The 23,397-nt window shown below is 72.9% G+C and carries 18 protein-coding genes; 8 read left to right on the top strand and 10 right to left on the bottom strand.

Annotation, left to right across the window (positions count from 1 at the left end):
* Positions 1-47: 47 nt before the first annotated feature.
* The 6 genes from L7D48_RS04440 to L7D48_RS04415 form a co-directional block, all read right to left on the bottom strand.
* Entirely contained in the window at positions 48-767 is a 720-nt protein-coding gene (locus L7D48_RS04440) for a sulfotransferase family protein (protein ID WP_237877559.1), read from the bottom strand.
* Positions 764-1,747 carry an aldo/keto reductase gene (locus L7D48_RS04435; protein ID WP_237877558.1) on the bottom strand — a complete coding sequence of 328 codons (984 nt, stop codon included), beginning with the start codon at positions 1,745-1,747 and terminating at the stop codon, positions 764-766. The genes L7D48_RS04440 and L7D48_RS04435 overlap by 4 nt, the downstream gene beginning before the upstream one ends.
* Before the next feature lie 91 nt (positions 1,748-1,838).
* Entirely contained in the window at positions 1,839-4,919 is a 3,081-nt protein-coding gene (locus tag L7D48_RS04430) for a non-ribosomal peptide synthetase (RefSeq protein ID WP_237877557.1), read from the bottom strand.
* A gap of 55 nt (positions 4,920-4,974) precedes the next feature.
* On the bottom strand, positions 4,975-6,078 hold the full coding sequence (locus L7D48_RS04425) for an FAD-binding oxidoreductase (protein WP_237877556.1): 1,104 nt from the start codon (positions 6,076-6,078) through the stop codon (positions 4,975-4,977).
* A gap of 5 nt (positions 6,079-6,083) precedes the next feature.
* Positions 6,084-7,625 carry an MFS transporter gene (locus L7D48_RS04420; RefSeq protein WP_237877555.1) on the bottom strand — a complete coding sequence of 514 codons (1,542 nt, stop codon included), beginning with the start codon at positions 7,623-7,625 and terminating at the stop codon, positions 6,084-6,086.
* Complete coding sequence (locus tag L7D48_RS04415; protein WP_237877554.1) at positions 7,622-9,280, bottom strand: AMP-binding protein; 1,659 nt, start codon at positions 9,278-9,280, stop codon at positions 7,622-7,624. The genes L7D48_RS04420 and L7D48_RS04415 overlap by 4 nt, the downstream gene beginning before the upstream one ends.
* A gap of 281 nt (positions 9,281-9,561) precedes the next feature.
* Between L7D48_RS04415 and L7D48_RS29395 the strand changes: the two genes are divergently transcribed.
* Entirely contained in the window at positions 9,562-10,461 is a 900-nt protein-coding gene (locus L7D48_RS29395) for a RimK family alpha-L-glutamate ligase (protein WP_237877553.1), read from the top strand.
* Positions 10,462-10,534: 73 nt separating this feature from the next.
* Entirely contained in the window at positions 10,535-11,632 is a 1,098-nt protein-coding gene (locus L7D48_RS04405) for an aldo/keto reductase (protein ID WP_237877552.1), read from the top strand.
* A gap of 70 nt (positions 11,633-11,702) precedes the next feature.
* Here L7D48_RS04405 and L7D48_RS04400 read toward each other — a convergent pair whose 3' ends face one another.
* The 3 genes from L7D48_RS04400 to L7D48_RS04390 all read right to left on the bottom strand — a co-directional run bounded on the left by L7D48_RS04400 (position 11,703) and on the right by L7D48_RS04390 (position 14,878).
* Complete coding sequence (locus L7D48_RS04400; RefSeq protein ID WP_237877551.1) at positions 11,703-12,656, bottom strand: GNAT family N-acetyltransferase; 954 nt, start codon at positions 12,654-12,656, stop codon at positions 11,703-11,705.
* A 99-nt stretch (positions 12,657-12,755) separates the two neighbouring features.
* Positions 12,756-13,574, bottom strand: coding sequence for a DUF6202 family protein (locus L7D48_RS04395; protein WP_237877550.1), 819 nt, complete (start codon positions 13,572-13,574; stop codon positions 12,756-12,758).
* Between the two features lie 143 nt (positions 13,575-13,717).
* Positions 13,718-14,878, bottom strand: coding sequence for a DUF6421 family protein (locus L7D48_RS04390; RefSeq protein WP_237877549.1), 1,161 nt, complete (start codon positions 14,876-14,878; stop codon positions 13,718-13,720).
* A gap of 483 nt (positions 14,879-15,361) precedes the next feature.
* Here L7D48_RS04390 and L7D48_RS04385 point away from each other — a divergent pair, with 483 nt between their 5' ends.
* The 6 genes from L7D48_RS04385 (at position 15,362) to L7D48_RS04360 (ending at position 22,514) form a co-directional block, all read left to right on the top strand.
* Entirely contained in the window at positions 15,362-16,267 is a 906-nt protein-coding gene (locus tag L7D48_RS04385) for a hypothetical protein (protein WP_237877548.1), read from the top strand.
* A gap of 373 nt (positions 16,268-16,640) precedes the next feature.
* Positions 16,641-18,047 (top strand): family 2B encapsulin nanocompartment shell protein, encoded by a 1,407-nt coding sequence (locus tag L7D48_RS04380; protein WP_237877547.1) that lies wholly within the window; start codon positions 16,641-16,643, stop codon positions 18,045-18,047.
* A 37-nt stretch (positions 18,048-18,084) separates the two neighbouring features.
* Complete coding sequence (locus L7D48_RS04375; RefSeq protein ID WP_237877546.1) at positions 18,085-20,415, top strand: germacradienol/geosmin synthase; 2,331 nt, start codon at positions 18,085-18,087, stop codon at positions 20,413-20,415.
* 1 nt (position 20,416) lies between these two features.
* Positions 20,417-21,424 (top strand): magnesium and cobalt transport protein CorA, encoded by a 1,008-nt coding sequence (locus tag L7D48_RS04370; protein WP_237877545.1) that lies wholly within the window; start codon positions 20,417-20,419, stop codon positions 21,422-21,424.
* Positions 21,425-21,549: 125 nt separating this feature from the next.
* Positions 21,550-21,753: a hypothetical protein gene (locus tag L7D48_RS04365; protein ID WP_237877544.1), complete on the top strand. Its 204-nt coding sequence runs from the start codon at positions 21,550-21,552 to the stop codon at positions 21,751-21,753.
* A 338-nt stretch (positions 21,754-22,091) separates the two neighbouring features.
* On the top strand, positions 22,092-22,514 hold the full coding sequence (locus tag L7D48_RS04360) for a DUF3662 domain-containing protein (protein ID WP_237877543.1): 423 nt from the start codon (positions 22,092-22,094) through the stop codon (positions 22,512-22,514).
* Between the two features lie 69 nt (positions 22,515-22,583).
* Here L7D48_RS04360 and L7D48_RS29390 read toward each other — a convergent pair whose 3' ends face one another.
* A complete protein-coding gene (locus L7D48_RS29390; RefSeq protein ID WP_308312217.1) occupies positions 22,584-23,318 on the bottom strand; it encodes a hypothetical protein in 735 nt (244 codons plus the stop codon).
* Between the last annotated feature and the right edge of the window lie 79 nt (positions 23,319-23,397).

Genomic DNA, 23,397 nt, shown 5'->3' with positions numbered 1-23,397 from the left:
CACGGGAGGTGTCACAGGGCATGTCACGGGGCGTGTCACAGGCCGTCTCACAGGGCGTGCTCGATCAGCCGCTCGTAGTACGGCAGGTGGTGTTCGTGGAAGGAGCGCAACCGCTCGTCGTTGTCGACGGTGACGGCGTACTCCCGTTCCGGCGCCCGGAAGGCCGAACTGGCCATGACGTCCAGGTGCCAGCGCCGGTTCGGCCGCCACTCGGCGCGCTCGCCCGGCTGCCAGTTCAGGGCCTCGGGGACGTAGGGCAGCCCGACCCGCTCGCAGTACGCCGAGACCACCCCCGCCGGATCGGCCAGCAGCCGCTCGGCGCGGATCACCACCGGGCGCTCGCCGGTGGTCTTCCAGGCGAGCTCGAACAGGTCCCACTGGTGCTCGTAGCCGATCTCGGAGCAGGTCACCTCGGGCTTGACCGCGTGGTGCGAGGCGATGGCGCGCGCCGGATCGCGGACGATGAAGGTGTGCCGGAAGCCCGCGATCCGCTCCGGGTGGTCGAACAGGTGCTGGTAGTGGTACTCCAGGGTGTCCTTGAAGAACACCGGCCGCTCCTCGCCCAGCGCCGCGAGGTGGGCCAGCAGATCGCCGGGGGAGCGGAGCACGACCGTGTCCCCGTCCGGGCCGGGCACGGACACCTCGCCGTGGTCGGTGAGCAGCACCAGCGGCTCGTGCACCACGGTCACGTCGCCGCGTTCGGCCATCATGCGCAGGAAGGCGGTGGAGACCGCCCGGGGGTGCGCCCACATGGCTATGACGGTCACATCGACCACTCCGTCGGGCGGCGGTCCCAGCGGTGGCCGCGCAGCTCGTCCAGCACGGGGCGGTCCAGCCGCCGGCCGTCGGAGACGGCCAGGTTGGCGCGGACGTGCTCCGGCCTGCGCATGCCGGGGATGACGGTGCTGACGGCCGGGTGGTGGAGGATGAAGCGCAGCGACAGCTCGGGCAGCGTCATGCCCTCGGGCAGCACCTTCTTCAGCCGCTCGGCCCGTTCGACCGTCGGGCCCAGGTTCTCGGGGCCGAAGTAGACCGCCCGCCAGTCGTCCTCGGGGAAGACGGTGTCACGGGTGAGCTTTCCGGTGAGACCGCCCTCGTCGAAGGGGACGCGGGCGATGATGCCGATGTCGTCGAGCAGCGCGCGTTCGAACAGTTCGTCCTCGGGGGCCTGGTCGAAGATGTTGTAGATGACCTGGACGACGTCGACCAGGCCGGTGTCGATCGCCCGCAGGCAGTTCTCCGGCTCCCAGCGGTTGACGCTGATGCCGAAGCCCTCGATCACGCCCTCGGCCTTGAGGTCGGAGATCACCCGCTGCCAGCGCTCGTCGTCGCTCCACCGGTCCTCCCAGACGTGGAACTGCAGCAGGTCGATGCGGTCGGTGCCGAGGTTCTCCAGGCTGCGGTGGACGTACTCGCGCACATGACCGGGCGGGAAGACGTCGTCGAGGGTGTCGTCCGGGCGCGGCGGCCACTGCCGGTTCAGCGGCGGGACCTTGGTGGCGACGTACAGCCGGCGGCCGGGGTGCCTGCGCAGCAGGTCCCCCAGCATCCGCTCGCTGACACCGCGGCCGTAGACCCAGGCGGTGTCGAAGAACGTGCAGCCCAGCTCGACCGCCAGGTCCAGGCAGTCCGGCGCCGTGTCGTAGTCCCAGCCGGTGAAGCCGCCGGGACCGCCTCCGATGCCCCACATGCCGTAGCCGATCTCGCTGACGTCCCAGCCGAGCCGGCCCATGCTTCGGTAGTGCACTGTCGTCCTTTCGGTTCGCTTCTCTCGGAAACTCCCGGAACTTCCGGTGTTCGGGTGTGCTCCCGGTGCGTCCGGTCGCCGGGCGCACCGTTCAGGAGGTGAGCGTGGCGCGGTAGGCGGCGACCGCTGCCTCCAGCGGCCCCTGGCGCAGACCGTGCCGGGCTTCCAGGGCGTCGCACGCCTGCCTGGTGAACAGGCCCGGATTGTCCGACAGCAGGCGCCGGAAGTCCGGCGGTCCGCCGGGCACGGCCGACGGCAGGGCCGTCAGCAGGGCGTGCAGCACGGCCGCGGACGACTCCCTGTCGCCGTCCGCCGCCTCCCGCAGCGCCGCCGCGAACTCCTGGGCCGGCACCGTGCGCAGGGGGCGCGCACCGCCCGGAGCGGTCAGGTCGAGCGCGGCGAAGTCCACACCGCCGGGACGGAAGACGTGGTACACGCCGTGGCCGGGCGCCCCGGGCGGCGGCTCGGTGAGCGCGGCGACCAGCCGGGCGGCCGTCTCGTCCACGGGGGTGTAGTCGGAGACCATCGGCACGCCGGGCCGCACGCCCAGTTGGAGGAATGCCGACAGCAGCAGATGGGTGAGCGCCGCGGGATTGGGCACGCCGTTGTCGGCCGCCGGCATCACCTCGCCCAGCCGGTGCACCACCACCGGGGCGCCCAGCCGCCGCGCCGCGAGCACCATGCGCTCGGCCACCCACTTGGAGCGGCTGTAGCCGCTGGCGGGCAGGACCGCGTCGCGGGGGTCGAAGTCCTCGCCCACCGGCTCCGCCGCACCGGCCGCGTGCCGGTCCAGGACGCCGAGGGTGGAGATGTGGTGCAGCGGCTTGGGCCGCCCCGACAGGGCGAAACGCAGCACCTCGGCCGTGCCGGTGACATTGGCCGGACGGTGGGACCGGTAGTCCAGCAGGAAGTTGACCAGCCCTCCGATGTGCAGCACGGCGTCGCACCCGGTGGCGAGGGACTCCCACCGCGGGCGCGGCCAGCCGAAGCGGGGCCGCTCCAGATCGCCCCGGCGGGCCTCGACGCGCGCGGCGACGTCCGCGTCCCACAGCCCCTGCGAACGCAGGGTGCGTGCCAGCCGCTCCCGGGCGTGCGCGTCGTCGCGGGCGCGCACCAGGCACACCGCGCGCGCCCCGGTCGAGGTCACCAGCCGGTGCACGGTCCGGGCCCCGACGAAGCCGGTGGCCCCGGTGACCAGGACGGTGCGCGGCGGTACGGCCGGGACCGCCCCCGCCGCCAGGCGGGCCAGGCGGGTCAGGTCCGCCGGGAGCCGGGCGTCGAGCTCCATCGAGCGCTCCTCGTCCCCGGCGGACGCCCCGGGCCCTTCGCGGCCGTGCGCGCCGGCCCCCTCCAGGGCCGCGGCGAGCCGCTCGGGCGTGCGGTGTTCGTAGACGTCGGACAGGCTCACACAGGCGCCCACGGCCTCCCGGATGCGCAGCGTCGCGCTCATGGCGGACAGCGAGTCGCCGCCGCGCGCCAGGAAGTCGTCACCGGCCCGGAAGTCGGGCAGTCCGAGCACCGAGCCCATCACGTGCGCGATGTGCTGGGCGGGGGTCCGCGCGCCCGACGGCCCGCGCACGGCCGGTCTCGCCTCGGACTCCAGTTTGTCCTCCACGATCGCGCGCAGCGCGCGCAGATCCACCTTGCCGTTGTCCGTCAGCGGCAGGGCCTGGAGCACGAAGCAGTGGCGCGGCACCTGGATGCGGGGCAGCACGGACGCCAGATGGGAGCGCAGCGCCGCCGGAGTGATGCCCGGCTCGGCCGCCGCCGCGACCACCAGCCGGGTGCGCCCGGCCCGGCGCACCGTCATGGCCTTGGCCTGGACGACGCCGCGGCAGCCCTCGGCGGCGTTCTCGATCTCGGCCGGCTCGACGCGGACGCCGTCCACCTTGGCCTGCCGGTCGCGCCGCCCGGCGAAGCGCAGCAGCCCCCGCTCGTCGTACCAGCCCAGATCACCGGTGCGGTACAGCCGCTCGCCGGGTACCGAGGGGAAGGGATTGGGCACGAACGCCCGCTCGGTGCGCTCCGGATCGCCCAGGTAACCCGCCCCCACGCAGGCGCCGCCGACCAGGATCTCGCCGGTGGCGCCCGCGGGCAGGGGCCGCAGCGCGTCGTCGACGACGAGGGCGTGGCAGTTGTCGATGGGCCGCCCGAGCGGTATGTGGTCGCCCTCGTCGCCCCGGACGCGGTGGAAGACCATGCCGATGGCGGTCTCCGAGGGCCCGTACCCGTTGTACACCTCCAGGCCGGGGACCATCTCCCGCAGCCGGTGGACGGCGCGCGGCACGATCTCCTCGCCGCCGACCACCAGATGCCGCAGGGAGGAGACCCTGCGTACGGCCGCGGGGTCGGACTCCAGCAGGGCCACCAGCATGCCCAGGATCGCCGGGACGAAGTCGGTGACCGTGACCCGGTAGCGGTCGATGGTCTCCACCGTCCGCTCCAGGTCGAGGAACTCGCCCTGCTCGGGGACGACCGTCCGCCCGCCGGTGGTCAGCGGCCACAGCAGCTGCCAGATGGCGGAGTCGAAGGTGTGGCGGCTGTTCTGGAGCACCACCTCCCCTCCGGTGGCGGGGAAGCGGCGGGTCATGAAGCGGAACCGGTTGGCCAGGCCGCCGTGCAGGTTGAGGGCGCATTTGGAGGTGCCGGTCGTGCCGGAGGTGAACACCCCGTAGGCGATGTCGCCGGGGCCGGGCAGGATGCCGGGACGCTCGGTGCTCGGCGTGATCCCGGCCGCGCGCACGACCGTCGCCGGCCGGCCGGCGCACACCGGCGGCCCGGAGGTCAGGACGAGTGGCGCGTCCAGCGTCCGCAGCACCGAGCGCAGCCGCTCCTCCGGCCACACCGGGTCGCACAGCGCGAACGCCGCACCGGTCTTCATCAGCGCCACCATGCACAGGGGGAGTTCGACGCTGTTGCCCACCACCACGGGCACCACCGAGCCGGGGCCCGCACCGGCCGCCGACAACCGCGCGGCGAGCCCGTTGGCGAGCGCGTCGAACTCCGCGTACGTCAGGGTCCTCTCCTCCCGCGTCCCCCGCCAGACCAGGGCGGGGCGGTCGGGGGTCCGGTCGGTCTGTTCCTCGATGAGCGCGGTCACGGGACGGTAGGGGCCGTGGTCGACGCTGCCGCCGGCGGAAAGCCGGAGGTCGTCCGACGCGTCTGTCGACATATGTGTGCACTCCCTGCTGGTGACGGGACGGCGCGCTGAAGGGGAGCCGCGCGGGTCACGGACGGGGGGTCAGGTCCGGGACCAGGGGGGCGAGCACGGGTGGCGGCCCGTCCCCCACGGCGAGGGCGGCGAGCAGGGCGCCCGCCGCGGGAGCTGTCTGGATTCCGTATCCGCCCAGCCCGGCGAGCCAGTGGAAACCGGGTGCGCCGGGGTCCGGGCCGATGACGGGCACGTCGTCGGCGGGCGAGGTCCGCAGCCCGGCCCAGGCGTGTCTGATGCGCCGGACGCGGAGGTCGGCCACCGCCTCGAAGCGGTGGACGGCGACGGCCACGTCGAGGTCGTCGGGACGTACGTCGCCGGGCGGGGCCGGGGCCGCGTCCACCGGGGACAGCAGCAGCCCGCCCGACTCCGGTCTGGCGTAGAAGGTGTCCGCCACATCGCAGACCATCGGCCAGCCGGAGGCGTCGAGACCGGGCGGCAGTTCGGCGACGGCGGCGGTACGGCGGCGCGGCACCAGCCCGGCCGGCGCCGCACCCGCCAGCCGGGCCACCTCGTCGGCCCAGGCCCCGGCCGCGTCGACCACGGCCGCGGCGCGGAACTCCCCGGCCGGTGTGGCCGCGTGCCAGTGGCCGCGCCGCCGCCGCAGGGAGCGGACCCGGGCCCCGGTCACGACGGTCCCGCCCGCCGCGCGCAGACCGCGCAGGAAGCCCTGGTGGACGGCGTGCACGTCGATGTCGCACACCCCCGGCCGGTGCAGGGCGCGGTCGAAGGAGTCCGGGCGCAGCACCGGGCACAGCTCCACGGCGCGGGGCCGGTCGATCTCGACGGCCGGTTCGGGAGCTTCCGCCCCCTCGGCCAGCGCCTGTTCGAACAGGCCGGAGCTCCCCGGGGTCTCCAGGGCCAGGACGCCGCGCGGACGCAGCAGGGCGGTGGGGGAGAAGCCCTCGGGGGGCTCGGTGTAGAAGGCGCGGCCGGCCGCGGTCAGGGCTCGCACCACCGGGCCGCCGTAGTACTCGGAGAACACCGCGGCGGACCGCCCGGTCGAGTGCGCGCCCGGGACGCGCTCGGCCTCCAGCAGCGTCACCCGGCCGTGCCGGGCCAGGAACCAGCCGGCCGCGGCGCCCGCGATGCCGCCGCCGACCACCATGAAGTCGTCCACGCCGCTCACCCCTCGTCCGGTCCGGTCGTTTTCCCGGCGCTCTCGGCGTCCTCGGTGGTCTCGGCGTCCCCGGCATTCGAGAGGTCCGCGCCGTTCGAGACGTCCGCGGCAGGCTTCCCGGGCACGGCGAAGGCCGCCGGCAGCAGCGACAGCGCGGTGACCGCGGCCGCCGCGAGGAAGCCCTGGGCGATACCCGAGGACAGCGCCGCGTCCGAGGCCTCCGCCCCCCTGTGCCCGGCGGAGCCGGCCGCCGCCCAGACGACGGCGCCCAGTACGGCCAGCCCCGTCGCGCCACCGATCTGCCGGGCCATGGTGAGCAGGCCCGACGCGGCGCCGGAGTCCTCGTCGGCAACGTCCGCCAGGGCGGCCAGTGTCAGGGGGACGCCGGTGACGCCGAGCCCCGCGTAGACCAGCACGGTCGGCACGAGCATCCCGGTGGCGTAGCCGCCGGACTCCCCGATGCGCGACAGCCACGCCATTCCGGCGGCCGCGGTCAGCAGACCGCAGCAGACCAGCGCACGGGCCCCCATCAGGGCCACCAGACGCGGGCCGACTCTGGCCCCGGCGACCAGCAGGCAGGTCAGCGGGAGGTAGACGACCGCGATCCGCAGGGAGCTGTACCCCCACACCCGGCTGAGGAAGAGGGTGAGGAAGAAGAAGACGCCGAACATGGCGGTGCTGGTCAGCGCCAGTACCGCGTAGACGCCCGCCCGCCGCCCGCCGGTGAACAGCCGCAGCGGGACCAGCGGCTGCGCCCCGCGTCGCTCGACCGCCACGAAGACCGCCAGCAGCACGGTCGCGGCGCCCAGCGCGGCGAGCACCTCCGGCCGCGTCCGGCCGCCGTGCCCGGAGGAGGCGGAGACCAGCCCGTACACCAGCAGCAGCGCCGCCAGGGTGCCGGTGACGGCGCCGGAGGCGTCGAACACCCCGGACCGCCGGGGCGCTTCGGGCAGCACCCGCCGGGTGACGGCCAGGAGCACCACCCCGATCGGCACGTTGACGAGCATCACCCAGCGCCAGGACAGCCAGGCGGTGATCACACCGCCCGCCAGCAGGCCCAGGCCGCCGCCGGCCGTGGCGACGGCCGTGTACCAGCCGATCGCCCGGTCGCGCTCCGGCCCCTGGCGAAACGTCACGGCGATCAGCGACAGCGCGGCGGGCGAGGCCGCGGCGGCGCCCGCGCCCTGCGCCGCGCGGCACACCACCAGCAGCCACGGCTGGGAGGCGAGGCCGCCCAGCAGCGAGGCGCAGGTGAACAGCGCCAGCCCGGCCGCGAACATCCGCCGCCGGCCCAGGATGTCCCCGGCCCGCCCGCCCAGCATCAGCAGACCGCCGAAGGCGATGGAGTACGAGGCGACGACCCACTCCAGAGCCGCTCCGTCCAGTCCCAGGGAGCGCTGGATGCTCGGCAGCGCGACGTTGACGATGGTGGCGTCCAGCAGGAACATCAGCTGCGCCGCGGAGATCACCGCCAGCGCGGCCGACCGCCGTTGCGGGGCACGCCCCCGCTCCTGGGCGTCCGCCGCGGCCCGGGCCGCCGCCGTCATCGGCGCGCGGCGCGTTCGTACTCGATCTCCAGACGGCGGCGCAGCGGGTGGCGCAGGATCTTGCCCAGCGAGTTCCTGGGCAGCTCCCACACGAACTGCACCCGGTCCGGCCACAGGGCCCGGGCCACCTTCTCCTCGGCCAGCAGCGCGTGCAGCGCCCGGAGGGTGGGCGGCTCATCGCCCGGCACCACCACGGCGCACACCAGTTCCGCGCCGGGCACCTTCGGGTCCGGGTAGCCCACCAGGGCGACCTCCTTCACCAGGGGGTGCCGCACCAGCACGGACTCCACGTACAGCGTGGACACCTTCATGCCGTTGGCCCGGGTGATCTGGTCGACGCTGCGGCCGGTGATGCGGATGCCGCCGCGCCCGTCGTCGCGTGCCAGGTCGGTGGTGTCGAACCAGCCCTCCTCGTCCAGGCACGCCTGGTAGACCTCGCGCTGGCCGAGGTACCCCAGGCACTGGGAGGCGCCGCGCACCAGCAGCCGGCCGGTGTCGTCGCCGGGCGCGGTGTCGATGCGTATCTCCATCGACGGTTCGGGGCGCCCGTCGCTGTGCGCCGCCCAGCCCTCCGGGTCGTCCGCGCGGGTCACGGTGACCGCGCCGTTCTCCGTCATGCCCCACAGGGCGCGCACCGGGACGTCGAAGACCTCCCGCATCTCGGCGATCAGCTGGGGCGCGATCGGTGCCGAGCCGGAGACGACCTGCACCACGCTGGAGGTGTCGCGCGGCTTCTCGCGCTGCGCCTCCAGCATCGACACCAGGAACGCGGGCGGCACGTACGCCCAGGTGACGCGGTGCCTGGCCAGCAGGTCCAGCAGCAGCTCCATGTCACGGCCCGCCTCCTGCATCACGCAGGTGGCGCGCAGCAGCAGCGGCATGTAGCAGGCGTAGGTCAGCCCGGCCATGTGGGTGGCGTAGTTGGGGATGGAGATGACGTCGTCCGCGGTGAGCCGGTGCGGTACCGAGACCGCGAGCACGGCCGCGTGGAGGGTGTTCTGACTGTGCACCACGCCTTTCATCCGGCCGGTGGTGCCGGAGGTGTACAGCAGCAGCGACGGGTCGTCGGGCCCCAGCCGGTCGGCCGCCTCGACGGTGCGGCGCTCCTCCCAGGGCGTGCGGACGAAGAAGTCCTCGAAGTCGACCGCGCCGGTCGCGGCGGCGTCGCCGACGACCACCCGGTGCTTCAGGGAGGCGGGCGCGGCCTCGGCCAGACGGGCACCGTAGTCCGTCCCGTCGACGCGGTCGGCGGTCACGCAGACCTTCGCCTCGCTGCGGGTGAGCACGTCCGACAGCTCCCGCACGTCGAGCGCCGGGATGACCGGGCAGCCGACGGCGCCCACGCGGTGGCACGCCAGGTACAGGGGGGTGAGCATCCAGCGGTTCGGCAGGTAGAGGGCGACCACGTCCCCGCGCCCCACGCCGAGTTCGGCCAGGGCGGCGGCGAAGCGCTCGACCAGGCGCCGGAGTTCGGCGTAGTCGAGGGCGCGCGAGTGATCCCGGCCCTCGTAGGCGATGATCGCGGGGTGCCCGCCCCTGAGGCGCGCCGCCTCGTCGAGGTCGTCGAGGAACGTCGCCTCGCGCCACCAGCCCGCGGCCCGGTACTCGGCGGCCTGTTCGGGTCTCGGCCTGACCAGCGTCTCCCAGTCGCCCACAAGCGGTTCCTCTCGTACTCGAGCACGAATCCGACCGCCGAGCCTAGAGTACGGAACACGGATCGCGGTACCCCCTTCGAATAACATCCTGTTCAGCGGCCGTGTAATTCACGTAAACGTGTCGCAAAAGCGACAGGAGTGGGCATGGTGGCCCATCGGGGAGCAACGGGCTTTCGTCGTGGAAGAGGATTTGGTGCCTTGACAGATGGGAAGTGGCAAGGTCAGGCTGCGCCGTGCGTCCGACACTGTCTGCAGCGTACGAGAGCGCTTCTGGAGGCACCGTGAAGATTGGCCTGCTCGGATGGGACTATTCCGGGATCGACCCCGATGGAACGAGTCTGGTGGAATACGGGCGGGAGCGCGGTCACGACACCTCCTTCTTCACGCTCGAGGAAATCGCGTACCACCCCGGCCCGGAGGGGGTGGAGCTGACTTTGAAGGGGGAGCCGGCCGCTTCCTTCGACGCGGTGATCAACCGCTCGAAGCTCTACGGGGACGACTGGCGCGACCGGGTCGAGCGTCTGGCCATGCTGAGCAACGTCCCAGGTCCGATGCTGTTCGACCCTGTGGACGTATGGCTGACGGGCTACAGCAAGTTCCTCATGGCGCAGAAACTGGCCGCCGCCGGACTGCCCGTCCCGCCGGTGCGCTCGGCGGCGTCGCTCGCGGATGTGGAGACCGCCTTCGAGGAATGGGGCGACATCATCCTCAAGCCCTCCTACGGATACCGGGGGCAGGATGTCGAGCGCATCCGTGATTTCGGTTCTCAGAAAGAGGTGGCGGAGGATCTGCTGGCACGCTTCTCCACCGTGCTCTGCCAGCCGTACTACCCGACGGAGGGCGGCGAATACCGCATAAGCGTGGCAGGGGATACCACGCCGATAAACATGCTGAAGCTCCCTCCGGCAGGGTCCTGGCGCTGCAAGACACTGGAGGGCGCGAGTTTCGAGCGGATTGACGCGCCGGACGAACTGGTCGATCTGTCGGTCCGCGCCACCCGGGTTCTGGGAATGACTCTCTCGGGGCTCGACGTACTTCCGCACGAGGGCGGTTACATGATTCTCGAGGTAAATCCCGTTCCCGGTTTTCTGAGCGTCCTGGGCGCGGAACAGCACCGGCAGGTGCTGGCCGGCGTCTACGACTGGGTGGAGCGGAAGGTCCAGGAGGGCCCCTCCGCCTGACGGCGGACCGCCGAACCCCGCTTCGGCCGCCGGCCGGAGCACCGGCCGTACGACACCGAGCACCGGGAGAACCATGCGCTACACGACCTTCGGACGGAACACCGGGCTGCGGGTCTCGGAATTCGCCCTGGGGACCGCCAACTTCGGCGCCGCCTACGGCGAGAACGCCGGCGGCGCCGATCTGATGTGGAGCAGACGGGGCGACGGCGCCGACCGGGAGGAGGCCCGCAAGATCTTCGAGCGCTTCGCCGAGGCCGGCGGCACCCTGATCGACACCGCCGACTGCTACCACTTCGGCCAGGCCGAACGCCTGCTGGGCGAGTTCCTCGCCGCCGACCGCGACCACTTCGTCCTGGCCTCGAAGTACAGCGGCGGAGACTCCCGGAACCCGGGGATCTCCGACACCGGCAACAGCCGCAAGAACATGATCCGCTCGGTCGAGGGCAGCCTGCGCCGCCTGAACACCGACCACATCGACCTGTACTGGGCGCACTTCCCCGACACCCTCACCCCCACCGAGGAGATCCTGGCCGCCGTCGACCACCTGGTGCGCAGCGGCAAGATCCTCTACGCCGGGCTGTCGAACTTCCCCGCCTGGCGGACCTCCCGCGCCGTGACCATCGCCGAACTGCGCGGCTGGTCGCCGGTCATCGGCATCCAGACCGAGTACAACCTGCTCAACCGCACCGCCGAGCGCGAACTGCTGCCCATGGCCGAGGGGCTCGGTCTCGGGGCCGCCCTGTGGTCGCCGCTGGGCGGCGGACTGCTGACCGGCAAGTACCGCCGCACCGAGGCCGGCTGGGTCAGCGACGAGAACCGCCGCCACCCCCGGAACGACACCGACCGGATCGCGGCCGTCGTCGACGCCGTACGGGAGGTGGCCGACGAGGCGGGCACCCCGCCCGCCCGGATCGCGCTCGCCTGGCTGCGGGCCCGCGCCGCGCGCTCCACCACCGCGCTCGTCCCCGTCATCGGCCCGCGCAGCACCGCCCAGCTCGAGGACTACCTCGCGGCGCTCGACATCGCGCTCACCGACGAGCAGACGCGCCGCCTGGACGAGGCGGGAGAGATACCGCTCGGCACGCCGCACGAGATCAACGCACTGGTGCGCGAGTCCGTGCTCGGCGGAGACCCGGACCGGGTGACCTCCCGCGCCGTACCCGTGGCCTAGGGCGTGTTCCGGGAGCAGCGTCCTCCGCCCCGCGGACGGGACTTTCACGACACGCCCCGGCGGCATCGGTTCAGGCACCGGTCCGCCTTCCGGGACGGGGGGCGGACCGGGTCACCTCTGCCAGGAACGGCGCCCGGTACGGCGCGGTGGAGACCGGGGAGTCGCTGATCAGGCGCGCCGCCAGCGGGCGCGTCGGGTCCGCGCCGGGACCGGCGTAGGCCAGCACGAGGGTGGGATCGCCCAGGGTGCGCAGGGAGAGCACCAGATCCGCCTCGTCATGGCCGTCCGGGTCGCCGAACTCCTGGGAGGGAACGGCGGTGAAGCCCATACCGGTCTTGAAGTGGAACAGACCCGGCTGGGTGAGGTGGCCCAGCAGGTTCGGCTCGTTCCCCAGCGTCACCCGGGTGTAGCCCTTGGCCCGCGCGACGCGCATCGCGGAGAAGTACAGGACGCGGGCCAGGCTGTGCCTGCGCCACTCGGCGCTGACCGCGGAGAAGCGCACCACCGCGGCGTCCCTCCCGGGCAGCTCCAGCACCAGGCAGCCCCCGGCCAAGTCGTCCCCGGCGTACGCGAAGACCCCGCAGAACTTCTCCGGTCCGTGCAGCACCGCGTCCCGGTACCCGAGGGCGAAGGGGACGCCGAAGCGCATCCGGGCCACACGCTCCTCGTAGAGGGCGAGGAACGCCTCCAGGGTCCGCTCCGACACCGGCTCCTCGACCACCTCGCGCAGCCCGGCCGCCTCCGCTCGGCGGCAGGCGCGCCGTACGTCCTGCCGAGCCTTGGTGTCCAGCCGGGCCAGGAACTCCTCCTCACCACCGCCCAGCTCGGCCACCCAGGTGACGGTGGCGGGCTTGCGCAGGAAGCCCCGCCCGGCCAGTTCGTCCCACAGCCCGGCGGGCGGGCGCTCCATCCTGACCACGTCCACGCCCGCGGTCCGCCCGACCGCCGGGGTCCAGGGCTCGGCGGCCAGCTCGTGCGGCTCGATCAGGGCGAGCGACAGGCCGTATCTGTCCACGATCTCCATGCACCACTCCCGGGCCGGAAGGTTGGCTGCTGCCGGGCGCCGTGCCGGTCCTCCCCGCCGGGGAGGACCGGCACGGCGCGATCTCCCTCTCCGGAGGGATCAGGCCTGCTGGGCCAGACGGTCCCCGAAGCACTCCAGCGCGCGGGACCAGTTGCCCGCGTACTCGGTGACCAGCTCCACGAACTCGGCCGCCCGCGCGCCGTCGTCGACCAGGCTCGTCATACCGGTCTCGTCGTCGCTGACCTGCTGGGCGTGGACGGTCTCCGCCTTGATGTGGGCGTCGATCCAGGCGAACTGCTCCTTGTCGGTGAAGACCTGCTCGCCGCCGGCCAGGACCTTGGCGTACATGCGGCGGAAACCCACCGCGATGTCCAGGGCGATGGTCTCCACGACCCTCAGCTGCACCGCCGCGCCCAGCGGCGAGGCCGCCAGGCGGTCCATGTTCTCCAGCAGGTCCTTCACGGGGGCGGGGAGTTCGGCGGCGGCCCGCCGCTCCTCCTCGGACACGTGCGGCAGCAGCGGGGCGATGACGGTGTCCTCCCACCACACGTAGTGGATGCCGGCCGGTCCGCGCGGCGCCACCGCCCGGAACTCCGGGGCGGCGTTGTCCAGGTCGTCGCCGATGACCTGGTACACCGTCTGGAAGGCGCCCAGGACCTCGCGCGAGGGGTTCTCGCCCGCGAAGGAGCGGGCCATCACCCCCAGTCCGGCCAGAGTGGTGAACATGAAGCCCTTGGTCATCGCGCGCCACCACTGGGCGACGGCGAGTCCGGCCTGTGGGCTGACGGCCTCGACGCTCCGCGCGGCGCCGAAGAAGCCGTTGTCCGCGCGCCGCAGGCGCGCCTTGTCGATCTCCTCCTCGATCCGTTCGTCGAGCATGTCGCGGTCGGCGGGCGAGAACTCCGGGGCAATGGTCACGATCACTCCAGGGGGTCCGACGGGTGGTGTGCGCAGGTGTACGGGTGGTGCGCGGGAGGGGGTGCTCGGACACGGACGGCGCAGGGCCCCCACCGCAGGGGCAGGCCGGGGAAGCCGGGCCGCGGGCCGGGGCGGGAGCGGGCCTAGACGCCCAGCCGTTCCTTGACCTCGGCGAAGAACGGCACGTACCGGTAGTCCCGGGCCACCGGGTCGTAGTCGGTGTACCGGTTGGTGAACTCCAGCAGCCGTCCCCGGACGGCCTCCACCGGTTCCCGGTGGATCGCGGCCTCGATGCGCTGGATCTCGCCGAGGAACTCGGCCAGGGCCGTGGGGACCGCCGCGCCGAGCTCGATCACCCCGTCCCTGACGCGGATGCCGCCGTGCTCGCTCAGATAGCCGAAGAGCAGCTGGGACGCCACGGCGTCGTAGTTGGGGCGCGGGATGCCCTCCACGGCGTAGCGCAGCAGCCGCTCCGCCAGGATGTACTCGTAGGCGGTGTGCGCCTCCTCGCGCGGCAGCGCGCGGTCGCCGAGCAGGGCCAGCATGGCGGAGACGTCCACGCGCAGCTCCTCCAGTCCCGCCAGCGGCTTGTACTTCTTGGCCGGGAGGAACTCGGGGATGGGCATGTCGCCCTGCCGGTGGTGGTATTCGTGCAGCCGCACCCACCAGGACGAGGCCTGCCGTATCCGCTCGTCCGGCGCGCCCTGGATGCGCGGGAAGCTGTCCTCGGCCATCACCGCGTCGATCATCTTCCGCGTGATGCGGTTGTGCCGTTCGACGAACTTGTCGATGAAGTAGAAGATCAGGTCGTCCGGCCGCTGGAGGCCGTCGATGTGGTTCTCCGGGAAGAGCGCCACCACCACGCGCGAGGTGAAGCCCTGCGACCGCCCGGTGATGACGACCGGGGCCGTCGGGCTGGCGTAGCGCTCGGCCAGGTGGGGGTCGGCGGGCAGTTCCTCGTAGGTGAGGTAGTCCAGCGACAGCTTCGGGAAGTAGGAGGCGTCGAAGAGGGAGAAGATGTGGTTGTCGCGGCGGCCGTTGACATGGCCCTTGACGGCGTCCAGCCGGTCGCCGGGGGTGAAGGAGCCGATGTCCTCCAGGAAGGCCCGCACCACGGGTCTGCGGGACAGTTCCGGGGATCCCTCGATCCGTTCAGCCAGGATCTTGAGCGTGTCCCTCTCGCGGAACGACGAGCGGTCCGGCAGCTCCCGGCGGATCGCGTCCACTTCCGTGAACACCGCCTCCATCCCGTCGTCCGGGACCTTCCCGCCGCTCTTTCCGTTCCTGCCGCTGTCGTGCCTCACACAGCCTCCCGGGCGCCGGCGATCGAAACCGGCACGAGTCGCTGATCGAACTCCCGCGGCGGACCGGTGGGGTCCGGCCGGGGGACGGTCCGGCCGACCGGACCGTCGGGTGACGACGCCGGTCGACGCGCGTTGAACCGGGGGCGGTCGGACGCCCGCCGATTCCTCTTCCTCGCAGGTGTTCAGGTGTTCGGGTACGTGCTCGGGTGCGGCGCCCGAGCAGGGCACGGGGCCGCCGCGGCCGCCGGGGAGCCGGTGACCACGCAGGAGCGTAGCCACGATCATGTGACCTGACCAGACGTTCGATCACGCGAGTGCGGTCGTTCTTCCGGAGGCGGGGCGCCTATGCCGGGCAACCGTGACATTGGCTCAGGATCCCTGCCCGGCAAGGCGGAACGGGACACTCCTGTACCGGATGAACCGGCCGCCGGGTGGGAAGCAACAGCTGGTGAGCCGTCGAGGAGAAGGGGAGGGGGAGAGGACGTGGAGGACCCGTCGCACACCGCACGCGCACTGTGGGCCCTGCTCGAACCGCTCCACGCGGTGACCTACTTCGCGCCGGAGGCCCGGGAGGCGTTCGAGGACGCGGGGCTGCGCGGTTTCTGGCGCGGTTACTTCGCCGGGCGCGCCGCGCCGCTGGGGGAGACCGGGCCGGAACCGGTCACGGCCGCGTTCTTCGGCTTCGCCCCGGCCATGGTCGCCCGGGCCCTGCCCGGCCTCTGGGCGGCGGTGACGCCCGAGCGGGCCCTCGACGCGCGGCGGACCGGGGCGGGTGCGGCGCTGCGGCGCCTGCTGTCCGGGCACGGCCGTGAGGTGGAGGAGGCGGCCGGTCTCCTGCTGCCCGTGGTCCGGGAGCTGGACTGCGCCGGGCGGGTGCTGGCCGCGGCCAACCGGGCGCTGCCCGTTCCGCCGGACCCGGTGGAGCGACTGTGGCACGCGGCGACCGTACTGCGCGAACACCGAGGCGACGGCCATGTCGCGGCCCTGGTCGCCGCGGGATTCGACGGCTGCGAGATCCTCGTCCTGCGGGCGGGCATCGACCTCCCCCGTGGCGAACTCCAGCCCTACCGGGGCTGGAGCGACGACGAGTGGCGGGCCGCGGAACGCCGGCTGGCCGCCCGCGGCCTGCTGGGGGCCGGCGGCAGGGCGACACCCGAGGGACGGCTGGTCCACCGCGCCGTCGAGGAGGCGACCGACCGTGCCGCCGCACGTCCCTGGCAGGGGCTGGACGAGGCGACGGTGAACCGGCTGCGCCGGCTGCTTGGTCCCATGGCCCGCGCGAGCGCCGCGGCGCTGCGGTTCCCCAACCCGATGGGGCTGCCGGCGCCGGCGGGGGAGACGGCGGACGCGTCCGGCCCCGGAACGCCCGGAAGCGGACGGAGCGCTTAGCGCGCGCGGCCAGGCGCGTACGCGCCTGGCCGCGCGCGCTAAGCGCTCCGCGCTCTCCCCGGTCCCGGCCCCCGGTCTCCCCCCGTCCGGGCGCACGAAGACCGGTGGTGCACCGCCCGTCGCGGCGGAGGGTACCGGGAACGGGCCGGGGAACCTGGCTGGGGCGGGACCGCCGCCCCGGAGCCAAGATCGATAAACATCCGGCGATCAAGAGCATCCGATGGTGTGGGAAGGACCGGACCGCCATGGTCCCGGCCCCCGGCGCCCGCCTAGCGTGCTGCTCGACCGCCGAGGACCCCGCGCCCCACGCCCGGTAGCCGGGCTCTCGCCGCATGTCCCACCCGCGCACGTCCACCCGAAGGAGACACGGCCGATGTCGGTAGAAGCAGCCGGTGAAGCGCAGCAGGACCAGAGCCTCAGCCTCGGCACCGCCGCCGCGCGGAACCTCGCCACCACCACCAAGTCCGTACCCCAGATGCAGGGCATCACCTCACGCTGGCTGCTCAAGGTGCTCCCCTGGGTGCAGACCGAGGGCGGTGTCTACCGTGTCAACCGTCGGCTGACCTACACGGTCGGTGACGGCCGCATCGAGTTCGTGAAGACCGGCTCACGAGTCCAGGTCATCCCGCGGGAGCTGGGCGAACTCGCGGTACTGCGCGGCTTCGGGGACGTGGGCGTGCTGACGGCCCTGGCCAACCGCTTCGTCCAGCGCGACTTCGAGGCGGGCGAGGTGCTCGCGGAGGAGGGCGGCGCGGCCGACCACATCTATCTGATCGCGCACGGCAAGGTGCAGAAGACCGGCAGCGGCCCGTACGGCGAGCCCACCCGTCTGGGCGTGCTCGGCGACGGGGACCGCTTCGGCGAGCAGAGTCTGCTCGACGGCGAGGCGGTCTGGGAGTACACCGCCAAGGCCGTCACCGGCGGCACTCTCCTCGCCCTCCAGCGGCGGGAGTTCACCTCCGTCATGGAGAGCTCGCCCGCTCTGCGGGACCATGTCGCGCAGTTCGCAGCCCTTCCCCGGCAGCGGCAGAACGAACGGGGCGAGGCCGAGATCGCGGTGGCGTCCGGCCACAGCGGAGAGCCCGAACTGCCCGGCACGTTCGTGGACTACGAGCTCCGTCCGCGAGAGTACGAACTCAGCGTCGCCCAGACCGTGCTGCGGGTCCACACCCGCGTGGCGGACCTCTACAACAAGCCGATGAACCAGACCGAGCAGCAGTTGCGGCTCACCGTCGAGGCCCTGCGCGAGCGCCAGGAACACGAGCTGATCAACAACCCCGAGTTCGGCCTGCTGCACAACGCCGAGTACAGCCAGCGGATCCAGACCCACTCCGGACCGCCGACCCCGGACGACCTGGACGAACTGCTCAGCCGTCGCCGTGGCTCGAAATTCCTTCTGGCCCACCCGCGCACCATCGCCGCCATCGGCCGCGAGATGAACGCCCGCGGCCTCTACCCCGACCACGTCGACCTGATGGGCAACCATGTCCCGGCCTGGCGGGGCGTGCCGATCCTGCCGTGCAACAAGATCCCCGTCACCAGGGAGCGCACCAGCTCCGTCATCGTCATGCGTACGGGGGAGGACGACCAGGGCGTCATCGGTCTGCACCAGACCGGGATCCCCGACGAGTACGAGCCCGGCCTGTCGGTGAGGTTCATGGGCATCGACGAGAAGGCGATCATCTCCTACCTCGTCACGGCCTACTACTCCGCCGCGGTGCTCGTGCCCGACGCGCTCGGCGTCCTGGAGAACGTCGAGATCGCCCGCGAAGGGGAGTGATGGGCGGTCGGGACGACACGAGGAGAGTGAGGCGCGCGTGTCGCGGCCCTTCGAACTGCCGGACTTCTACGAGCCGTATCCGGCGCGGCTGAACCCCCACCTGGAGCCGGCCAGGGCGCACTCCAAGCAGTGGGCCCGGCGGATGGGGATGATCGAGGGCTCCGGGATCTGGGACGAGGACGACTACGACTCCCACGACTACGCCCTGCTGTGCGCCTACACCCACCCGGACGCGTCCGCCGACCGGCTGGCCACGGTGACCGACTGGTACGTGTGGGTGTTCTTCTTCGACGACCACTTCCTGGAGAGATTCAAGCGCGACCGGGACATCGCGGGTGCCGGCGAGTACCTGGAGAGGCTGCGGGCCTTCATGCCGGCCGACCCCGGCGGAACGGCCCGGGGCGCCGACGCCCCCGGCGCGCCGGAGAACGCGGTGGAGCGGGGTCTGGCCGACCTGTGGACCCGTACGGTCCCGGCCATGTCGGACGGCTGGCGCCACCGGTTCGCGCAGGCCACCCGCCATCTGCTCGAGGAGAGCATGTGGGAACTGGCCAACATCAGCGAGGGGCGGATCGCCAACCCCCTGGAGTACATCGAGATGCGCCGCAAGGTCGGCGGCGCTCCCTGGTCGGCGGGTCTGGTGGAGTTCGCGGCGGGAGCCGAGGTGCCCGAGGCGGTCGCGGAGAGCCGCCCGCTCCGGGTGCTCAGGGACGCCTTCTCGGACGCGGTGCACTTGCGCAACGACCTCTTCTCCTACCAGCGTGAGGTCGAGGAGGAGGGTGAACTCTCCAACGGTGTCCTGGTCTTCGAGACGTTCCTCGGCGTCGGCACCCAGCAGGCCGCCGACGCCGTCAACGACCTGATCACCTCCCGGCTCCACCAGTTCGAGCACACGGTTCTCACCGAACTGCCGCCGCTGTTCGCCGAACACGGCCTGGACCACTCGTCCTGCGCCGACGTGCTCGCGTACGCCAAGGGCCTCCAGGACTGGCAGGCGGGCGGCCACGAGTGGCACATGCGCTCCAGCCGCTACATGAACGACGGCCCGGCCGGCGGGCGCGGCGCCCCCCTGCCGGGCGGGGCGGGTCTCCCTCACGGGCCCACCGGCCCGGGCACCTCGGCCGCCCGCATCGCGGCCTCGGTGGCCTCGACCCTGCCGGCCAGACTCAGAAGCCATGCGCACCCCCCGTACGAGAGGGTCGGGCCGGTGCGCGTCCCGAAGCTGCGCATGCCGTACACCGCCCGGCTCAGCCCTCACCTGGACGCCTCCCGCGAGAACGTCGTGGACTGGGCAAACCGGATGGGGATGCTGGACGCCGTGCCCGGTGTCCCCTTCTCCGGCATCTGGGACGAGCACAAGCTGCGGGCCTTCGATTTCGCCCTCTGCTCGGCCGGGATCCACCCCGACGCCTCGCCCGCGCAACTGGACCTGACCACGGGCTGGCTCACCTGGGGCACCTACGGTGACGACTACTACCCGGTCGTCTTCGGACGCACCGGCGACATGGCGGGCGCCAAGGTGTGCACTGCGCGCCTGTCGTCCTTCATGCCGCTGGATTCCGGTGACGTCCCGGCACCGTCGAACGCGCTGGAACGGGGCCTGGCCGACCTGTGGGCCCGCACGACGGGCCCGATGGCGGTGGACGCCCGCCGCGCCTTCCGCGGCACCATCGAGGAGATGACCGGCAGCTGGCTGTGGGAGCTCGCCAACCAGGCGGCGCACCGCGTCCCGGACCCGGTCGACTACGTCGAGATGCGCAGGAAGACGTTCGGCGCGGAGTTCACGATGAGCCTGTCCAGGCTCTCCCACGGCAGAACGGTGCCGGCCGAGATCTACCGGGCCCGTCCGGTCATGGCGATGGAACACGCGGCGGGGGACTACGCGGGCCTGCTCAACGACCTTTTCTCCTACCGGAAGGAGGTCGAGTTCGAGGGTGAGATCCACAACTGCGTGTTCGTCGTGCGGAACTTCCTCGACTGCGGCACCGCCGAGGCCCTGAAGATCGTCGGGGATCTGGCCGACTCCCGGATGCGCGAGTTCGAGCGCGTCGTCTCCACCGAACTGCCCCGGATGTTCGCGGATCTCGCCCTCGACGCCGAGGTCCGCGCCACGCTCACCGGTTACGCGCGGGAGCTCCAGCACTGGATGGCCGGCATCCTCGTCTGGCATCAGGGATGCCGCCGCTACACGGAGTCCGAGCTGCGCCGTCCGGTGGGAGGGCCGCCGCGCCTCCCTCACGGGCCGACCGGCCCGGGCACCTCGGCCGCCCGCATCGCGGCGGCCTTGGGCAGTGCCGGCGAGGCGGCGCGGGTACCGGAGCCATGGGGCGGTCACGCATGGAACGGGACAGGTGAAGCATCCGTGTGACATGGAGTGCGTGATTTACCGGGAAGAGGACGGCACGGCCCGGCAGGTCGGCTGCGAGCGGCCCGACGAGGCGGGGCGTACGGTGCTCAAGCACCTGCGCGATCTGGGCGAGGGGGAGTTCGGCTGGGTGCGCCTGGACTCTCCCACCGGGCGTGAGGTGGCCGAGCTGACCGCAGAGCTGGGGCTGCACCCGCTGGCGGTCGAGGACGCGGTCCACGCGCGCCAGCGTCCCAAGCACGAGCGGTACGGCGATGTGCACGCGGTGGCGCTGAGGACGCTGTGGTACGTCGGGAAGGGGCCGGGCGCGGAGGCGGGAGAGGTGGAGACGGGGGAGGTGATGGTCTTCCTCGGCCCCCGCTTCGTGATGACCGTCCGTCACGGGCCGGCCGACCCGGCCGCCGAGGCCGCCCGCCGGCTGGCCGCCGACCCGGCGACGCTGCGCTTCGGCCCCGTCTCGGTGCTGCACGCCGTCCTGGACGTGGTGGTGGACGCCTACGGCGACGCCGCCGAAAAGGTGCGCACCGACCTCACCCGGCTGGAGCGCTGCGTCTTCTCCCCGTCCCGCGACGACCTCACCGAGGAGATCTACTCGCTCAAGCGCGAGGTTCTGGAGTTCCGCGACGCCGTCCGCCCCCTGGTCCCGGTGGCGCAGGAGTTCGCCGCCGAGTCCCGGTCGCGGTGGCCGCAGGAGGTGCTGCCCTACTTCCGGGACGTGGCCGACCACCTGGACCGTACCGACACCGAGGTCCGGTCCCTGGACGAGCTGCTCAACTCCGCGCTCGACGCCCACCTGGCCAGGGTGGGCACCTGGCAGAACGACGACATGCGCCGCATCTCGGCATGGGCGGCGATCCTCGCGATCCCCACCATGGTCGCCGGCCTGTACGGCATGAACTTCGAGCACATGCCCGAACTGGAATGGGACTTCGGCTATCCGCTGGCCGTGGCCGCGATGGCCGCCGCCTCCGGCTTCCTGTACCGGGCCTTCCGCCGCAACGGATGGCTGTGACGGCCGGCTGGGACGGCCGGCACGGACCACCCGAATGCCCCGAAAGGGATCTTAGGGGGTTTCCGTCCGGTGAGGGAGGCAACGCGGAGAAGAGCCGATCCCATTCCTTCCCGAAGGAGTCCCCCGTGGCTGTCACCGCCTTTGTGATACCTCCCCTGCTGCTGTGCGTGATGCTCGCCCTGGGGCGGTACGAGGAGCGCATGCTGGGCGAGGTCGACCCGGAGCCCGCCGAAACCCCGCGCGAACGCCACCTGCGGGCCGTACCGGACCTCCCGGCGGGCGGGGCGTCGCGGTCCGCCGCCCCGCGCGAGGACGAGCGCGCCGCGTGAGACGCGGCCACCGCGGGACGGGAACCCCGCAGGGCCCCGCCCCGGTACCGGCGCGAGCCGGCCGGCCGAACCGCCGGGTGATCCGTGCCGGGACAAGGCCGCCGCTTCCCCGTGAAGCGGCGGCCTTGCCTCGTTCCGCGGCCCACCCCCTCCGTCCCGCGGTTCCGTCTGCGGTCCCCGCCCCTGATCCCCGTTCCCGGTCCCGCCGTGCGGTCACCGCGGGCCGAAGGGCGCCGTTCGCCGTGTGTGCGGGGGGCATCCGCGCGGAAACGCGAAACCGGAAGGATCCGGCCATTCGGGTGCGCATGTGGCGATCCGCCCCGGGCACGCGATCCGTCATGGGAACTCTGAACCGATGGGAACGCAAGGTCGAGAGCTGGGAGCACTCGCTGCTGGTCAGGATGCTCCGCAGGGAACCGGTCGAGCTCCTCGGCGCCCTGCGGCGCGAGTGCGACGACCACGCCGTGGTGTGCAGCCACAGCCGTGTGGTGGTTCCCAACGCCTACGAGGTCGAGCTCTCCGCCGCGGTGCACGGGAAACTGGCGCGGCGCGGCGGCCAGATAGGCCAGCTCCTGGCGGACAGCCTGGCGCGCCACGGGGAGCGGAAGGGATACGAGTGGGCCGGCCCGCTCACCGTCCGCGTCACCGTCTGCGACGACCTGCCCAACGGCCGCTACCGCGTGACCGGCAGCCCCACGCCCAATGTCCGGGCCGACGCGTTCGCCGGACAGGGGGATCCGGTCTCCGCCCCGGTGCGCTGACCGCGTCCCCGGCACGGCCCCCGGCACGGCCCTCCGCAGGCCCGGAAGGGCGAGGCGCCGCCCGGAACTTCACGGCCCGCCGGGTGTGACCAGAAGGAAAGGGGTACGGCGAGCCCCCCAGTAGAGCAACGCCTCCCAGCCGCACCCGGTCAGACGCTCCGCACACGTCCTCAGCTCCCGTTCGGCCCGCTCGCGTCCGGCGGAGGCGGTGGGGCCCCGCCATTCCACACGTACCGTGCCCGGTTCGCCGGAGTCGAGGACGCGGTACCCCGCCCTGACCCGGCGTCCGCCCGCGTCCACCGCCGACGGCGGTACTCCCGCGGCCTCCAGGGCCAGGGACACCGCCCAGACCATCCGCGTCCGCTCCCAGGGCGCCGGTACACCCGGACCGGTGCCGGCGGAGCCGTCCGTGACACGGCGTATCTCCAGCACCCCGGCCCAGGCCCGGGCCACGGCGGCGGCGCGCTGCCCGGAGGCCTCTTCCCGCGGCGGTCCGTCACCGGTCGCCGCGGCGAACGCGCCGGAACCCGCCGCCCCGGCCTGCCCGGCGGGAGCGGCCGGGGGACCGGACGCGGCCGGAACCGACCCCTGGCGCGACTCCTCGTACAGCTCCTCGCGCACCGCCCGCCCCGCCTCGGTCAGGTAGTACCTGCCCGCCGCGCCGTACGCCACGGCCAGGCCCCTGTCCCGCAGCGAGGCACCCGTCGCCGGGCTCCCGGCCAGCTCCCCCGTCGCGGGATCGGACGCCAGGACCGCCCGCCGCTGCGCGGGGGTGAGGGACTTCGCCGTAGGCCGCCGCGGCACCGCACACCTCCCCACGGGCTTCCCGCCCGGTGCGGATGAGCCCATGGGGACCAGTATCCGGGCGGGAGGCGGGGGAGGC

The sequence above is a fragment of the Streptomyces sp. ICN903 genome, assembly GCF_022015835.1.
Classification (GTDB): Bacteria; Actinomycetota; Actinomycetes; order Streptomycetales; family Streptomycetaceae; genus Streptomyces; species Streptomyces fenghuangensis.
Note: the sequence above shows the minus strand (reverse complement) of the source record. Positions and strands in the feature narration are given on the sequence as shown.

Coding starts and splice junctions, on each gene's coding strand:
- L7D48_RS04405 (WP_237877552.1), top strand. CDS start 10,535: ATGCGCTACACGACCTTCGGACGGAACACCGGGCTGCGGGTCTCGGAA.
- L7D48_RS04420 (WP_237877555.1), bottom strand. CDS start 7,625: ATGACGGCGGCGGCCCGGGCCGCGGCGGACGCCCAGGAGCGGGGGCGT.
- L7D48_RS04430 (WP_237877557.1), bottom strand. CDS start 4,919: ATGTCGACAGACGCGTCGGACGACCTCCGGCTTTCCGCCGGCGGCAGC.
- L7D48_RS04360 (WP_237877543.1), top strand. CDS start 22,092: ATGGGAACTCTGAACCGATGGGAACGCAAGGTCGAGAGCTGGGAGCAC.
- L7D48_RS04370 (WP_237877545.1), top strand. CDS start 20,417: ATGGAGTGCGTGATTTACCGGGAAGAGGACGGCACGGCCCGGCAGGTC.
- L7D48_RS04380 (WP_237877547.1), top strand. CDS start 16,641: ATGTCGGTAGAAGCAGCCGGTGAAGCGCAGCAGGACCAGAGCCTCAGC.
- L7D48_RS04400 (WP_237877551.1), bottom strand. CDS start 12,656: ATGGAGATCGTGGACAGATACGGCCTGTCGCTCGCCCTGATCGAGCCG.